The 15775-nt window shown below is 63.1% G+C and carries 10 protein-coding genes and 3 pseudogenes; 6 read left to right on the forward strand and 7 right to left on the reverse strand.

The window, feature by feature from the left end:
• Positions 1-1491, reverse strand: coding sequence for a tyrosine-protein kinase domain-containing protein (locus AOM01_RS10025; protein ID WP_062292740.1), 1491 nt, complete (start codon positions 1489-1491; stop codon positions 1-3).
• Between the two features lie 458 nt (positions 1492-1949).
• Between AOM01_RS10025 and AOM01_RS14825 the strand changes: the two are divergent.
• Both AOM01_RS14825 and AOM01_RS10030 read left to right on the forward strand, forming a co-directional pair.
• Positions 1950-2165, forward strand: a pseudogene (locus tag AOM01_RS14825) (transposase); the annotation flags it as partial.
• 19 nt (positions 2166-2184) lie between these two features.
• A complete protein-coding gene (locus tag AOM01_RS10030; protein ID WP_082110160.1) occupies positions 2185-3108 on the forward strand; it encodes an IS3 family transposase in 924 nt (307 codons plus the stop codon).
• Between the two features lie 69 nt (positions 3109-3177).
• Here AOM01_RS10030 and AOM01_RS10035 read toward each other — a convergent pair whose 3' ends face one another.
• Entirely contained in the window at positions 3178-4122 is a 945-nt protein-coding gene (locus AOM01_RS10035; RefSeq protein ID WP_062292746.1) for a polysaccharide pyruvyl transferase family protein, read from the reverse strand.
• Positions 4123-4537: 415 nt separating this feature from the next.
• Positions 4538-5668: an adenine nucleotide alpha-hydrolase family protein gene (locus AOM01_RS14415; RefSeq protein WP_156155935.1), complete on the reverse strand. Its 1131-nt coding sequence runs from the start codon at positions 5666-5668 to the stop codon at positions 4538-4540.
• A 62-nt stretch (positions 5669-5730) separates the two neighbouring features.
• Between AOM01_RS14415 and AOM01_RS14200 the strand changes: the two genes are divergently transcribed.
• The 4 genes and pseudogenes from AOM01_RS14200 to AOM01_RS14735 all read left to right on the forward strand — a co-directional run.
• Positions 5731-7203 (forward strand): lipopolysaccharide biosynthesis protein, encoded by a 1473-nt coding sequence (locus AOM01_RS14200; protein WP_169746545.1) that lies wholly within the window; start codon positions 5731-5733, stop codon positions 7201-7203.
• A 405-nt stretch (positions 7204-7608) separates the two neighbouring features.
• On the forward strand, positions 7609-9219 hold the full coding sequence (locus AOM01_RS10050) for an IS1634 family transposase (protein ID WP_062292755.1): 1611 nt from the start codon (positions 7609-7611) through the stop codon (positions 9217-9219).
• Between the two features lie 35 nt (positions 9220-9254).
• Positions 9255-10450: pseudogene (locus AOM01_RS10060) on the forward strand (IS3 family transposase); the annotation flags it as partial.
• Between the two features lie 71 nt (positions 10451-10521).
• A pseudogene (locus AOM01_RS14735) lies at positions 10522-10692 on the forward strand (IS3 family transposase); the annotation flags it as partial.
• A 152-nt stretch (positions 10693-10844) separates the two neighbouring features.
• Here the strand turns inward: AOM01_RS14735 and AOM01_RS14210 are convergent.
• The 4 genes from AOM01_RS14210 to AOM01_RS14220 form a co-directional block, all read right to left on the reverse strand.
• Positions 10845-11714, reverse strand: a complete 870-nt coding sequence (locus AOM01_RS14210) for a glycosyltransferase family 2 protein (RefSeq protein ID WP_169746546.1) — start codon at positions 11712-11714, stop codon at positions 10845-10847.
• A gap of 168 nt (positions 11715-11882) precedes the next feature.
• Positions 11883-13241, reverse strand: coding sequence for a hypothetical protein (locus AOM01_RS14420; protein WP_156155936.1), 1359 nt, complete (start codon positions 13239-13241; stop codon positions 11883-11885).
• A 133-nt stretch (positions 13242-13374) separates the two neighbouring features.
• Positions 13375-14505: a glycosyltransferase gene (locus AOM01_RS14215; protein ID WP_082110163.1), complete on the reverse strand. Its 1131-nt coding sequence runs from the start codon at positions 14503-14505 to the stop codon at positions 13375-13377.
• Positions 14506-14508: 3 nt separating this feature from the next.
• A complete protein-coding gene (locus tag AOM01_RS14220; protein ID WP_228374274.1) occupies positions 14509-15366 on the reverse strand; it encodes a glycosyltransferase family 2 protein in 858 nt (285 codons plus the stop codon).
• Positions 15367-15775 lie beyond the last annotated feature (409 nt).

Below are 15775 nucleotides of genomic sequence, written 5' to 3' on the forward strand. Positions count from 1 at the left end.
TCAGGCGCGCGGTCGCTCGGCGGGCGTGTCGGACCCGATGACGTCGTCCCACGGGACTGCGCCACCGGCGCGCGGCGCCGTTGCGGGGGACGATGCGCCGGTGTCGTTCTTGCCTCGCTTGCGGTCGCCCTCGGTCGAGTAGTCGTAGGCGTACGCGTACGCGTCCTTGTAGGCACCCTTGCGCGGCATGGCGTCGACGATGATGCCGAGCGCGCGGCCGTTGACGCGGTCGAGGTTCTGCAGCGCACGGTCGAGGACGTCGATGGTCGTGCGTCCCGAGGATGCGACGACGAGCGCGCCGTCGGTGCGCGCGGTGAGCACAGCGGCATCAGTGACGGGGATGAGCGGCGGCGTGTCGATGAGGATGAGCGCGTCCTGCGGGAAGCTATGGAGCAGTTTGTGCATCGCGTCCGAGGCAAGGAGCTCCGACGGGTTCGGCGGGATCGCGCCGGAGGCCAGCACGTAGAAGTGGTCGGTGTCGCCGTAGGGCTGGAGCACGTCTTGGGCGCGCGCACGCCCCACGAGAACGTCCGTCAGGCCTGCATCTCCGACGAGACCAAGGTTCTTCGCCACCGTGGGCCGACGGAGGTCGGCGTCGATCAAGACCGCGTCGCGACCCGACTCGGCGACGGCCTCGGCGAGCTTGATGATGGTGGTCGACTTGCCATCGCCGGGAAGCGAAGAAGTGACGACAATCACTCGCGGCGGGTTGTCGACGTCCATGAACTGGAGGTTCGTGCGAACCTGGCGGATGGCCTCGGTCATCGCGAAATCGGACTTCGCGTTCGCGACGCCTTTCTTGGCGATCGCGTCGTCGTACGGCAAGGCGCCCAGCACCGGGATGTCGAACTCGCGCTCGACATCCTCAGGCTTTCGCAGCCGGCGGTCGAGCGTGGACTTGATGAGCGCGTAGCCCACGCCGAGCGCCAGACCGACCAGTAGTCCAAGCGCCACCGCGAGTTTGACGTTCGGGCTGGACGGGGCGCCAGGAAGCACAGCACTGTCGAGAGTTTGAAGGCCAACCACGGACTGGGCGTCACCGTCCCCGGCGCCCGAGTTCTCGATGTCTGCGACGGCCTTCGTCATACCGGCGATCCACGCCTCGACGAGGTCGCGGGCCTCCTCGGGGCTGGAGCCGTTGGCTGCAACGCGAAGGACCGCGGTATCGAGGGGGTTCGACACCGTCACCCGCGCGACGAGTCCGTCGGGGCTCGACGCAAGGCCCAGTTCGTCGATCGCGTACGCGGCGACCTTGCGAGACTTGGCAATGTCGAGATAGCTCTTGACCCGAGACTTGGCGTAGTTGTCGCCAACTAGCGCGCTACCAAGGTCTTCACTCGCTCCCGTCGTGATAATGGCCGAGCCTGTCGCGGTGTAGACCTTGGGTTGCGTGAGCGTCCAACCGAATGCGGCAGCGCCGCCGAGGACGGTGATGAGCACGATCACCACCCAATGCGCGCGGAACACACGCATGTAGTCCTGGAGTTCCATTCGAGCCCTCAAATCGTTGGCGGTCGCACGCAATTCTACGGATCGCGACCATCACCAGGATTCAACTCGCGCGGACTGTGCGGGCGATCTCGCGACAGCACGTCAGGACTGCCCCCCCAGATGGGTCACGACCTCGACCTGTCCGACGGTGCAGCAAGGGCCGCGCTGGCGGATCCGTTCGGTGACGCAGAGGTTGTTGATCGCCTCGGCGCGGGCATTGTCGTGAGAGTCGCCCACGGTCCACGTCGACCGCCTCGCCCCAATTTCCGCGACCCAGCGGGTGTAGATCAGCGACTGGTAGTGTCAACTGCTCTTTCGGCAAACGAAGGCCTACTACGCTGACCGCGAATCACCCCAAGCGGTACCTGCTGGACGGGCAAACTGAGCGGAAGGAGTCTGACCCGCTTCCGTGGACACCTGATCTGAGGCGATGATCGTCTTGGAAGGGAGTTCCACGAATGCCCGCACCGAAGTCGCCGGAGTTCCGGCGTCGAGCATTGGACCTTGTCGCGCAGGGTGAACCCGTCGCGGCGACCGCCCGCAATCTCGGGATCAGCGAGTCGTGTCTGCGTCGTTGGATATCGCAGGACGAGATCGACCGTGGCGACCGCGAAGGCCTGACCAGCGCCGAGAAGCGCGAGCTGGTCGAGCTGCGTCGCAAGAACCGGGTCCTGGAAACCGAGATCGAGATCCTTGGGGCGTCGCCTCGGCGTACTTCGCACGCGAGAACATCCTCCCAAAATAGGGTTCCGGCTCGTCCACGAGCTTGCCGCCGACGGCTTCGACGTCGCGGTGGCGTGCCGGATCCTGAAGGTCTCCCGTACCGGGTACTACGCCTGGCGGACCCGCCCGCCGTCGGCGCGCGCCGTCGCCGACGACGCGCTCACGACCACGATCGCGCGCATCCATCTGGACTCCCGCGGCACCTACGGCGCACCCCGGGTCCACGCTGAGCTGCGGCTCGGACTGGGGGTCCGGGTGGGCCGCAAGCGCGTCGCCCGCCTCATGAGACAAGCCGATTTGCAGGGCGTATGCCACCGCAGGAAGCGTCGAGGCTGGAAGCCGGCCCCGGCCCCGCACGACGACCTCGTCAAACGCCAGTTCCATGCCGACCGCCCCAACCGGCTGTGGTTCTGCGACATCACGCAGCACCGCGCGAAGGACGGCTGGGTCTACTGCGCCGGCGTCATCGACGCCTACTCCCGACGGATCGTGGGCTGGTCGATCTCGGACCGCATCACCGCGGACATCGTCGTCGACGCCCTCGACATGGCCCGCTGGCAACGCCGACCTCAACCAGGCACGATCGTCCACGCCGACCGAGGCGCGCAGTACACGTCGTGGGTATTCGGGCATCGACTGCGCCAGGCCGGGCTGCTGGGATCGATGGGGCGCGTGGCCTCGAGCGTGGACAACGCCCTGATCGAGTCGTTCTGGTCGACCATGCAACGCGAGCTGCTCGACCGCCACGACTGGGAGTCGCGCACCGAGCTCGCATCCGCGATGTTCGAATGGATCGAGGGCTTCTACAACCCCCGCCGCCGGCACACCTCGCTCGGCGACCTCAGCCCCGTCGAGTACGAAGCCCTTCACACCCGTGCCGCCATCGCGGCATGATCAACACACCACCCGTGTCCACGAGACCGGGTCAGGCTCCGAACGAGAACTCAGCCGATTCAGACTCCCCTACTCCACCGACCGAATCGCCTCGTCCCACGAGGTTGCGAAGCTCAAAGCAGCACCCGAGCCCCCGAGCCAGGTTCGTGCGTACCGCGAGAGCTTCTGGTTCGCGTTGTCAACAGCTACCACGTGACGCCCCATTTGCAGCGCGATAAGCATGGCGTGGAGGCGGTCAGTTACCACGACCTCACCCAGCGCGAGCATGCGAATCCCCCGGCGCAGACGCAGGGCAGCGATGCGCTCCCACCGCGCGGGCGATGGATTGAGCTGACGCTGGCCGGCCGGGCCGAGCCCCGCCGCGCGTTTCCGTGCCCACGTCGTTGCCCTCAGCACGGGACGGTCGACGGGCCAATCAAGCGCACCTGCCCCAAAACGGGCCGCAGACTCGTCATCCGCACGCCCCAACACCACAAATCGCGCGCGCGGCGCCGGTGCGTCAATCCGACCGAGAAAGTGAACCGCGTCGGGCGCCAACAGCAATCGTCCGCTCACGAGTTCTCGAACCGCGCTGAACGACTCCTCGTCGCGCACAGCGATCCGTGCCGCGGTCCGTGCACCCAACCCAGCCTCGAAATTCCTTCGGGCGTGTTCGTCTTCGAAGAACACGGACTGTGGACACTGTATTAGCACCTGGTCGTCGGGCATTTCACGCGCGAGTCTAAACCTGTTGTCCTCATGGTGGGCGTAGCGGCCGCCGATGTTCCCACCGCCATTGATCGCAACAGCTCGCACCTCCAAGCGCGAGATACCGCGCGGCAACGTCCCGATTGAATACGCAGAGCCAATATCAATACCGGCTTCGCGCGCAAAAGTCGCTTGACCCAAGAAGATCGCCGAATCGCCAACGTTGGGATAGTCTGGCACGTCAGCAAAAGACAAACTTGAGATACCCTCAAAGAGCTCGGAGAATCGCTCCATCGCGATGCGATGCATGGTTTCGGTGTACGGCACGATGTATAACTCCTCTAAATGCGGGTGTCAATCAGGTTGCACTGAGCAACAACAAGATCGCGAACCGGATGGATTGCCCCTGGCGACGCACTACCAACACCGGTCCCGCACCTCGATCAGCAATGCCGCGACGGGATCATACCCCAATAGTCGCTGTCGGCGGCCATGCCGTCGACAGCGCGCCTAATGTATGATCACCCGCCAGTCGAAAGCACGCTAGACGGGAGCGCGCCCGCTGTCGACCCTGAAGCCCTCTCCCATGCATCCGTGCGGAGAACGAACGGGCGTCCGAGGCCTAATACGTAGGGTTAGAGTGTGCGCGGTCGGTAGCCATCAACACAATCGGACCTAGTCTGATCCGTTGCAGGGCGCGCAACCCTTCGCTGAGCAGCGTTAGCCCGAGGTCTCGCGGGACTCAGAGTCGTCGCAATAGACTCTTGACTTGATTCAGCAATTCCCACAATGGCGCCCGTCGCACAAATGACCGGAGCGCACGTTCAAGCTCTCGGTCCGAAGTGCCGCTCGTTTCGAGCGCGAGTAGGTTCTCGCGCGCGAACATGGCGACACGATTGCCTGAACGGAGGCGACGGAGACTCGAAGCGTCGATCACCTGCGGGAGTGTCCTACAATGATCCAGCGCGCCTGCAGCACGAAGGCTAATCATCGTGCGTACGCACTTCTCGCATTCGCCGCAGTTGTACAGACCCCCCCGGTTCTCCCAGCAGATGCGCAGGTGGTCCAGAGCGACCTGACTAACTGCAATTGACGAGACCTTTTCCGGACGCGTCCTGTCCTCGCCGTCGTGAAGGAATTCCAACTCCGAAGAGGACCATAGGGGGTCCAAATCCGGATGCGTGCCCCAAGGAAACAGCTCTGTGACGTGGTGCGATGCCGGTATCAGCACCTCGCGGAAATGGTCTGCGAGCAGGTGGCCCACTGCTGCAAGAGCGGCGCCGTGATACTGGTCTCCCCAAGCGACATACGGGTCCGAGAGTTCCCGAACATTCGTGCGGACAACGACGAGTTTCATCCCGAGTGCGGCTGCGGCCGCCCGTACTTCATGAAGCGCCCTGTCAGCCAGGTCAACATCCGCGAGCGGGATATCGAATCCGTGAACGAAAATCAGGTGCGTGATTACATCAGCATGGGCCAGGACCGAGTAGAAGGAATCCACTCCACCGCTGAAGAAGCAACCAACACCCGCGCTCGGCACCGCAGGAGAGCCTGTCGTGGCGCTAATGTCGACCCGCGACAGATCGCTGAACCAGTGTTCAAGCAGTTCTTGAGCGCGTTGCGCGTTCGCAAGCGCAACGCCGTCAAAATCGCCCTGAAGCACTAGCGACGATCCGACGCGCATCGCGATCGGAAGTGCAGCTGGTAGAGCCGGCGCTGAAGACGGCTTCAGCGGCACGTCGGCTTCGAACCAGAGTGTCACCGCATCGTCGGGCCCGAACACGACGTCGAACTCGAGTCGATTTGGCCCGCGTAGGCGCGCTGCAGACACTGAAACCTCGCGCGTCGTGGGCTGCGACGGCATAGAAACCATGCGGAGAGCGTACTAGACGGGGCGACGAGCCCTCGCCACCCGTTCGGGTACCGTTGCCTCCCGTGACCCACCATGATCCACACGGCGTAAGACCCGCCCACGCCGACGTCAAGGCGCGAGCACTACGCGGCGCGAAGTGGACCGTCCTCGACAAGTGGGGCTCGCGCTTCTTCTCCTTCATCGTCTTCGCCGTGCTTGCATACTTGCTGACGCCTGAAGCGTTCGGAGTGGTCGCAGCAGCGCAGGCGGTAATTGTTCTCGTTCAGACCATCACTGAACAAGGCATCGGCGCAACCGTAATAGTTCAAGACCGGGACGACTCCGTTTCACGAAGCACCGCTTTTTGGATGTCGCTCGCATCCGGCGTGCTTGGCGCGGCCATACTCTGGGTCTCCGCGCCACTCGTCGCGGAGATCATGCACTCGCCGCAGCTTGAGTCAGTACTTCCTGTAATCTCCGGTTACTTCATCGTGCGAGCACTCGGCACTGTGCCGGATGCTCTGTTGCTACGTCGCCTGCAATTCAAGGGTTTGGCAATCCGCACCATCGTCGCAACTACGCTCTCGGGTGCTATCGCCATTGCGCTGGCTTTCCTTGGATTCGGAGTTTGGGCGCTGGTTGCCCAGGTCCTCGTCCAAGCCACCGCGTCGACCACCATGGTCTGGATCGCTTCGCGGTTTCGGCCCCGTCTTCAATTCGACTTTCACTCGAGTCGCGACGTACTCCGTTTCAGTTGGAAGGTGCTTGTCGTCGACCTGCTTTCCACAGGCGTAGGACAAGGAGACAAATTTGTCGTCGGTGCCGTGCTCGGCCCTGTCGCGCTCGGCTATTACACAATAGCCGCCCGCATCCTTAACGTTGTCGTAGACGCATTTACCGGAGTCATGTCTTCGATGGCGGTCCCAGTATTCGCGCGACTCAAAAAGGATCCCGAATATACCGCCAGAACTCTCACCCGAGTGACGACCCTATCATTGGCTGCAACGGTTCCAGCATTTGGGTTGCTCTTCTTGCTCGCTCCAGTCCTGGTTCCCACGGCATTCGGCGCCCAATGGACCCCCAGCGTGCCGGTCCTTCAGGCGCTGTGCATTGGAAGTATCGTTAGTTCAATTACATACTTTGATCGTGGTGTGCTGTACGCAGCCGATCGGGCGGACCTTGAGATCATCGCGGTTGGCGTACTTGCCGTTGGCACGGTGCTCGCCGCCTATGTGGGCGCACAGTACGGCCTCGTCGCGGTCGCTATTGCGGTCACAGCGCGTATGTTCCTAACGTTGCCACTGCGGCTATGGTTGCTGAAGATCGCGATCGGACTGAGGTTGCGCACATACGTCTGGAGCTGGAAGGCGCCGGTCGCAGGCGCGGTCGCCCTTTTCTTCACGGCCGCGGTGCTGTCACAACTCTTGCGCGATTCACGCGAACCCGTTGAAGTTCTAGTGACTTCGGCCGGGGCTCTCCTCGCCTACAGTGTGTGCATTGCATTGCTCGACCGCAAGCTGATCCACATGCTTCGTGGGCTTGCCGCTCGTAGCTAGGGTACCGCGCGGCGAAGACACGCACTCAGTCTGCACGGCAACTGCGTGACGACCTGCGCATCCCCGAGGTCGCCCGCCTGCATGCCGAGAACTGCGGCGTGTTGACGGCGCTCTCTGAAATTCCCCAGTTCTGCTCTCTGAATGGGACTGCCCCGGCTTTGGTTGACATCTGAACTTTGAGGATTCGTCCTCACTGGAAGGATGTCCCTGTGACCAAGCCCTACCCCCAAGAGTTTCGCGATGACGTCGTGGCGGTCGCCCGCCGCGCCCAGGCACCGCTGAGCCAGATCGCCTGACTTGGCTCACGCGCCGGCCGTCGGCGATGGCGCATCCGGTGTACCTGGGGTGATGGTCGGCGCTTAGTGCGTTTTCACGCACTAAGGGGATGGCGTCTAGGGTCTCGGTGTGGCGTTCATCAGGCGGGTGCGGACCGCGTCGGGAGCGACGGCGGTCCAGATCGCCGAGTACGCCGGCGGGCGGCAGCGGATTGTGCGTCATGTCGGGTCGGCGCATACGGAAGCCGAGCTGGGGATCTTGCTTGAGCAGGCCGGCCAGCTGCTCGGCGATCCCGATCAGGGCGCGCTCGAGTTCGACGTCACCCCCACCCCGCTGGTCGCGGACCTCGTGAGTCCGCGACGCGACGACCTTGTTGACGTGGAGCCGCGCAGCACGGCGGCGCGTCGTGATGGGTCTGGTCGGGTCGTCGGCACCGACTCGCGGCTCTTGTTCGACGTCCTGGCCCGCGTGTACGCGTCCTTGGGGTTCGACGCCGTCGACGACGACGTGTTCCGCGACCTGGTGATCTCGCGGATCGTGGAGCCGACCTCGCTGCTCGATACCGGGCGCGTGCTCACGGACTTGGGGCGTACACCGGCGTCGTACGCGACGATGAAGCGCACCCTAGGTAGGTCGATGGCGGGCGGCTACTGCAACACAATCGCCGCCGCCTGCTTCACCCACGCGATGAACGCCGGCGACATCTCGCTGGTCTTGTATGACGTCACGACGTTGTACTTCGAGGCAGAGAAGGAGGACAGCCTGCGCAAGGTCGGCTACTCGAAAGAGCGTCGCGTCGACCCACAGGTCGTCGTCGGACTCCTCGTCGACCGCAACGGCTTCCCGCTCGAGATCGGATGCTTCGAAGGCAACAAGGCCGAGACCCTCACCCTGGTGCCGATCGTGCGCCAGTTCCAACAGCGCCACGGCCTGGCGGAGATCGTCATCGTCGCCGACGCGGGCATGCTGTCCGCGACGAACCTACGCGAGCTCGACGACGCAGGGCTGAACTTCATCGTCGGGTCCCGCGTCACGAAGGCACCAGTGGACCTGGAGTCCCACTTCCGGTGGCATGGCGACGCCTTCGTTGACGGGCAGGTCATCGACACCATCACCCCACGCACCGGGCATGCTCGCAAGGACGGCGCGTCGAACCCGCTGGTCAAGGCCGAACCCATCTGGAACGCCGACCACCATGAACGCTCGTGGCGGGCCGTGTGGGCGTACTCCGCCAAGCGCGCCGTGCGCGACAACCGCACCCTGACCCTGCAAGAGCAGCGGGCCCGTGACGTCGTGTCCGGTGACAAGGCCGCACGTACGCCCCGCTTCGTGAAGACGACCAACGGTGCACGCCGGCTCGACGAGGCATCACTGGCAAGGGCGCGACGGTTGGTCGGACTCAAGGGCTACGTCACCAACATCCCCGCCACTCCCATGCCCGCCCGTGAGGTCATGACCAGCTACCACGCACTATGGAACGTCGAACAGTCGTTCCGGATGTCGAAGACCGACCTACGCGCCCGGCCCATGTTCCACCACACCCGCGACGCGATCGAGGCACACCTGACCATCGTGTTCACCGCCCTGGCCGTCAGCCGCGAGATCCAAGCCCGCACCGGACTCGCGATCCGCAACGTCATCCGTCAGCTACGGCCGCTACGGTCCGCGACCATCGCGATCAACGGCACCGAACAGACCTTCACACCCGAGATCCCCGAAGCCGAGCAAGCCATCCTCTGAATCGGCCTGCGTTTCGTTCCGTCCTATCGACAAGGATGGAACCCATGACTCGTTACACCCCGGAGATGCGTGAGCGCGCGCTGAGGATGCTCGCGGAGGCGATCCCGGATCACCCGAACTTGTGGAGCGCGATGCGGCACGTCGCCGGGCTGCTGGGCATGAGCCCCGAGACGCTCCGCGTGTGGCATCGCCGCCTCGAGGTCGACGCCGGCGTCAAGCCGGGCGTCCCTAGCGACGCGGCCGAGGAGATCAAGCGGCTTAAGCGTGAGAACGCCGAGCTGCGCAAGGCCAACGAGATCCTCAAGGCTGCGAGCGTGTTTTTCGCCAAGGAGCTCGACCGCCCCTGACCGACATGATCCGGTTCATCGACGAACACCGCGATCAGTTCGGGGTCGAGCTCATCTGCCGCGTCCTCAGACGGGCAGTCCAGGGCTTCCTCACCTCGCGCGGCTACCGCGCGGCGAAGACGCGCACGCCGTCCGCGAGGCAGCTGCGTGACGACCTGCTCATCCCCGAGGTCGCGCGCCTGCACGCGGAGAACTACGGCGTGTACGGCAGGCGCAAGATGCACGCGCTTATGCGTCGGCAAGGGTGGGACATCGGCCGCGACCAGACTGAACGCCTCATGCGCGCAGCCGGCGTGCGTGGTGTGAAGAAGTCCAAGCGGACCTTCACGACCAAGTCCGATCCGAAGGCGGTGTTGCCGCGGGACCTCGTCAACCGCCACTTCGCGGCCGACGCACCACGACGGCTGTGGGTCGCGGACATCACCTACGTCGCGACGTGGTCCAGCTTCGCCTACGTCGCATTCGTCACCGACGTCTTCTCCCGTCGGATCGTGGGCTGGAACGTCGCGTCGACCCTCAAGGCCGAGATCCTGCCCTTGCAGGCCCTCGACATGGCCGCGTGGGACGCCGGCGGCGACCTCACCGGTCTGACGCACCACTCGGACCACGGCTCGAACTACATGGCAATGGTCTACACCGACCGCGTCGTCGAATTCAGTGCGAAGCCGTCGACGGGAACCGTCGGCGACAGCTACGACAACGCCCGCGCCGAGGCGATCAACAACCTCTACAAGACCGAGCTGATCCGCCAGCGCGGACCGTGGAGGACGGCTGAGCAGGTCGAGCTCGCCACCCTCGAGTACGTGTGGTGGTGGAACAACCAGCGCCTGCACGGCGAGCTCGGGATGCGCACACCGCTCGAGGTCGAAGAGGCCTACTACGCTGGCCTCGAATCACCCCAACCGGTACCTGCCGGACAGGGAAACTCAGCGGAACGAAACTCAGGCCGATTCAGTTGCAGAAGAACGTCCTCAACACCAGGCGCTGGGATACCCGCGAGGAGCTGCGCCTCGAGATGGTTCGCTGGATCGAGACCAAGTACAACCGACGCCGCCGACAGCGCGGCCTTGGCAAACTCACCCCCGTCGAGCTTGAGATGATCTACACGACCGCAATCGCGGCCTGACGACTACAACCCCCGATCGTCAACCGAACTCGGGGCAGTCCCCGCTAACCTACCCGCGCGACCTGGGGAACTTCGCCGAGCAACTCTGGGGAAATTCGGCGAGCGCCGTCAGTGTAAGGGGGCTCTTCGCAGTTGACGGTCCCGCGACACACTCATGCACTCCTGCCCAGGCGCCGCGCCACGTAGCGAGCTTGGCTAGCACTGAGGCGCTGCGCGCTTTCGAGGATCCCGCGCCGTACGCGTTCCCGGTCGACCGCTCTCAAAGAAGCGAAAGCGCCGTCGGCCGACGACTCCGACGCGCCGACCGCATCTACCTCGATACCTAGTTCGTGCGCCACGGCATGCCGGTAGCTCTCCATGAGTGCATCATCAACTGACGCTCGCAACCACTCTTTGTCGCGGCTCGTCTGAGAGGCGTGAATTCGATAGAGAATCCCCGGAAGCGCCAGTTGCTGAATGCTATGGCCGTGGGCCACGAGCCGAAGCCAAAGCTCGTAGTCCTCCGCGATCGTGTCGGCGTAGCCGCCTACGTCCGCAAGAGCCGCCCGTCGGCCCGTCATAGTCGGATGGACAAGGACGTTGGTCGCCAGAAGATGAAGCGGCACCGCTTCGCGCGAAAGTGGTATCGGCGCTGCCATTCCGATCGGCAATCCTCGTCGATCTATGTGGATTGCAGACGAGAAGACTATCGCCGGCGCGTCGCCTTCAAATGCCGAGAGCTGCTGACGAAAGCGATGCGGCATGCACACGTCATCAGCATCCATCCTGCCAACGAACTCGCTGTCAGTAGTACTCATCAGGCGCTGAAGTGCACCAGCGACGCCCAAGCCCTGTGATTCCCGGCGCAATGAAAGACGCGGATCAGTGATTGTCGCGAGAACCTGCGGCGTCTCGTCGGTGCTTGCGTCGTCGAGTATCGCGAGCTCCGAGTCTTTCGGAAGTGCCGCAAGCGTCGATTTCACAGCGCGCGAAACGTAGGGTGCGGCATTGTGGACTGGCATCAGCACGGTCAGCCTCGGCAAGTCAAGAACCTCCTCGTATTTGAGCGCTCGGTGCGCCTGATGCTGTGTACTCCCTCGAGAGGCAACGGCACAGTCCAGAAGTGAACGTCTGGCATTGGACCTGTTGATCGCCACTTGATTGATGGCAAGCCCTGCGGGCGGCCTGGCCATACTGCTGCGCAACCACCACTAGCTACTGGTCCGGTTGCGCCGATGTCTTGCAGTACGCACGTTTCGCGCACTAGCGTGCGCAAGACGACGGCTAGCCTGTTGCCCGTGACCGAGGTCGAGCGAACGCGAGACCAGGGAACTCGCGTACGCCAATCCCGCGAGGGCGACTATCGCTAGGACGAACCGTGCTACTGACCTAGTGTTGTACTGAAGCGATAGGGCAAAGGACATGTAGTAAAGCATGAGCAGGAGGTTCGGCACCATCCGGCTCCCCCGGGCTGCAACTACGTTCACAAGTGCGTAGGTGCTAAGAGTCGCGGCAACCACCGCAACCAACAGCAGCCAGATAGAAAGGGAGGAGAGCTCTCCAACTGCGTTGAATGGAATGAAGTAATGAACGCGGAGTTCGGGGCTTCTAGCCGCCCAAGCGGCCGCGGACGACGGCAATGGATTCATGCTCAGCCACAGGTCCGACCAGGCAAATTCATGCAAGTCGGCGACATAGCCCGTCAGAGGTACAGCGAAGACCAGATTGCCCAGGACCAGCGAGCCGCTTGACGACCAGTCGACCACCGAACCCGTGACCACTGCGGTGACATACGGACCCAGCCCGTGAGATCCTGCGGCGGCTTCGCGTAGCGACACGACTAGCGCAAGCGCCAGAAAACTTGCCAAGGCTGCGCTGACGACTCGCGTAACCGAGGCGCGGCCGCGCACAGAATAGCCAATGGCTAGCGCCATCAGCGGCAATAGCGCGAGTTGCCGACTTGCCATTGCGAATGTAGCCAGAACCTGCACAGCAATGAGGACGCTAGCCAAGAATCGCGCCGCGCCACGGGTCGTCTCCGCCACGAGTACCGAGATGGCGAATCCTGACGGGAGGAGGAATCCTGCGTACGCGGCCAGAGCAGGGATAGCTGGCTGCGGGATGTACGTGCTTCGCGACAAGAGATTTTCAGCGCCATAAACGAGAACGCCAGCCAGCGTTAGCAGCGATGCGCCAATTAGAAGTCCTAGCGCAGCCGATCCGCTAATGACTAGATCTCCACCTTCTCGCCACCGAAACGCCTTACCGCCCGGTCGGGCACGGCTGACAATCGCGCTTGTCGCGATCGCTGCCCCGCCAGCCAGCCAGAACACGATCACTGACCGGCCAATGTCCGCGCTCTGCCAAACAATCGCCGACGGGCCATCGGACGCGTTCTCTGCAAACGACTCATATCCCACAATGGCTACCGTGCCGAGCAGGACCGCCGCGAGGCCAGGCACCGCCACTAGCGCGGCAATGTTGTCTCGCCGAACCATTGAGACAAATATCGAGACCGCGGCAATGAGCACAATGGCGCCAATGAGTTGGAGTTCGATAATCGTTAGCACCTGCTACCAGCCGACGTCGAATCAAGTTCCCGCGCGCTTGGAACTTCATCCGCGCTACGGCGCTTCGTTCCCCTCCAGACGCCTGCACCCGCCTCGGAGTAGCGATGCCCGCGTTTTTGCCGTGTCTCGTGCCTCACCTCGCGCGTGCCTCGGCGATCGCAGTGGCGTAAGTGTCAATCAACACATCGGTGGTTGCTGCCGGGCTCCACTCTGACTCGTAGAGTATGCGTGCCCGGGCGCCCATCGCTTCTGCGGACGCCACATCTGCAAGAATCGTCATCATTGCCTCAGCAACATCGGCGACTACGGGCTTCACGACCAGCGCCGAGTCAGTAGCCCGCAAGGTCCCCTCGAGACCGCAGTCTTCCGTGATGATCATGGGAGTGCCCAGCGCAGCACCCTCGATGACTACCATGGGCGCGATTTCGCCAACGGATGGCAGCACCATGGCCGAACTGCTCGCTAGTAGTGCCATCACATCGTCCCGCTGAAGCGCGCCGCGTATGTCAAAAGCTTGCTCATGGCCAGATTCGGCGATGAGTCGCTCTACCGCGCGCAGTGAGCCCTGATCCGGCCCCGCGATTACAAACCGAACATTGGGTTGACCGCGCAGAACTTCCAGGCCAGCTCTCACAAACACTTCGGGCTGCTTGCGCTGCTCAAGCCTGCTCACGAAAACGAAAGTGGGCATACCCTGCGGATTCCTCGTAGGCAAACCGTCTGCGCTTACGGAATTGGTGACGTGTTGCATGGTCGATCGCGCTACACCGTAGTCCGCCAATTCCGATCTTTCGACGTCAGTGAGCGTGAGCCAACTACCGATCGAATCGAGATATGCGTCGCGATTGAGCTTGTCGAACATTCGAGTGGACAATGACCGCGGGGGGCCGATCATACCGTGACACTGCGCGACGATCGGAACGCCCAGACGATTGAGCGTACGTACGGCTGTTGTAGTGAGGTAGTCCCTTGACAGGTGGACATGTGCGACATCTACATCTGCTGCCAAGCCTTCAATCGTGGCACGCACACCAGGTGAGTAGAGACCCCGCAGGCCGGCTCCGGGAAAGAGAGTGCGTGCGTGCAATAGAACGGCTTCCGCGTGAAGCTGCTCGGCATCCGGGACCCGGCCGAGCCAACTGCCCACAAGTTCAACGGAATATCCAAGTTCCCGTAGCGCCCTTGTCTGGCCAAGCGCTACCGTCCATACGCCGCCCGAGACCGCGTCCGGTCCGGCGAGACCTCCGACCTGAAGAATCCGCACGACCTAACCTTCGGCGCCGACGTGTGCCACTACTTGGGTCGACCGCAGACGAGTCTGCTCGCGATACTTGACTCCGATCTGCCAGTAATAGCCAGAAAGCGCGATCGCGTAGTCACGCCCAGCCCGTCCATCAAGGAACCCGAGCCGAATGACATAGGAGTAGACGAAGAAGACGAGCGGCTTCGCAGGAACTCGAGCCCAGACACGTCCCAGTGTGGAGCGGTTGGCTGCTACATGCTCACCCGTACCGGGCGTCGCAAGCAGGTGCGCCTCCCATTCCGCGTAGCGATTGTGGCGGTCAAACCACGTGCCGACGGGGTCCTTGTCATCGTGGCTCAGTCGCCCGCGCAGCCGTCCGATTGGCTTCTCGGACTGCGGCTGATAGTGGCCTTCGACCTCGCGGATCCCGGGCGCGTCAAGATCGTCAACCTCGGGGAATCGGCAAACACGCGTATCCAACAGGGATCGCTTGACCACCCGATGTCCGTGATCAAGGAAGCGACCGGCAAACTTGTAGTGAAGTACGAGATCGTAGGCGCCAAATGTGCCTGCTTGAAGTTCATCGGTTCGCGCGTGGAGCTCGTCAATCAGTTCAGCCGTCGGCGACTCATCAGCGTCGAGCAGAAGCACCCAGTTGTTGCGCGCGCCGCTGTTCTCTAGCGCCCACTGCTTCTTCTTCGGATACGTCCCGTCCCAGGAGAACTGGACGACCTTCGCGCCGAACTCTTGTGCAATAGCAGCGGTATCGTCGACGGAGTGCGAGTCAACTACAATAACTTCGTCGAAGTTTTCAAGGCGGCGAAGGCACTCCGCGATTCCCTCGGCTTCGTTCTTTGTGAGGACGATTGCAGAGATAGGCAATCTGATCAAAATACTCCCCCATTTGCTGCTTCGCTGAATTCGAGTGCAGTGCAGGACTGATCGCTAGTTTGCTCCAACCGGCACGGAGCACCAACGCCGCGGACTGGCGCTGACGACGGCCTTGTACCCGACAGTCACACTCCGGGCAATTGTACGGCCTCCATCGTGCGCGTCGGACGCAGTGGCCCGGATGCGGCGAACGCCACCATCGTCCGCGCGCAGATTCGATCATCCGGCATCCTGACAGCGCGTGCCCGAAACTGCCGCCAAATCATCGTCCGCTCAGCAACGACGCATTAGCCGCTCCTCCCCGACGCACGACCCGACCGCCTCGCGCCTTGCACTAACCTTCGTGTATACGAGATACGAGAATGAGCAGTCCGTCCCAACTAGCCGGTCCCGATACCTT

Source organism: Demequina phytophila (genome assembly GCF_000971135.1).
In the GTDB taxonomy this organism is placed as follows: domain Bacteria; phylum Actinomycetota; class Actinomycetes; order Actinomycetales; family Demequinaceae; genus Demequina; species Demequina phytophila.

Bases quoted from the DNA above. Each gene is read 5' to 3' on its own strand.
- AOM01_RS10025 (WP_062292740.1), bottom strand. From the start codon at position 1,491: ATGGAACTCCAGGACTACATGCGTGTGTTCCGCGCGCATTGGGTGGTG.
- AOM01_RS14415 (WP_156155935.1), bottom strand. From the start codon at position 5,668: ATGGTTTCTATGCCGTCGCAGCCCACGACGCGCGAGGTTTCAGTGTCT.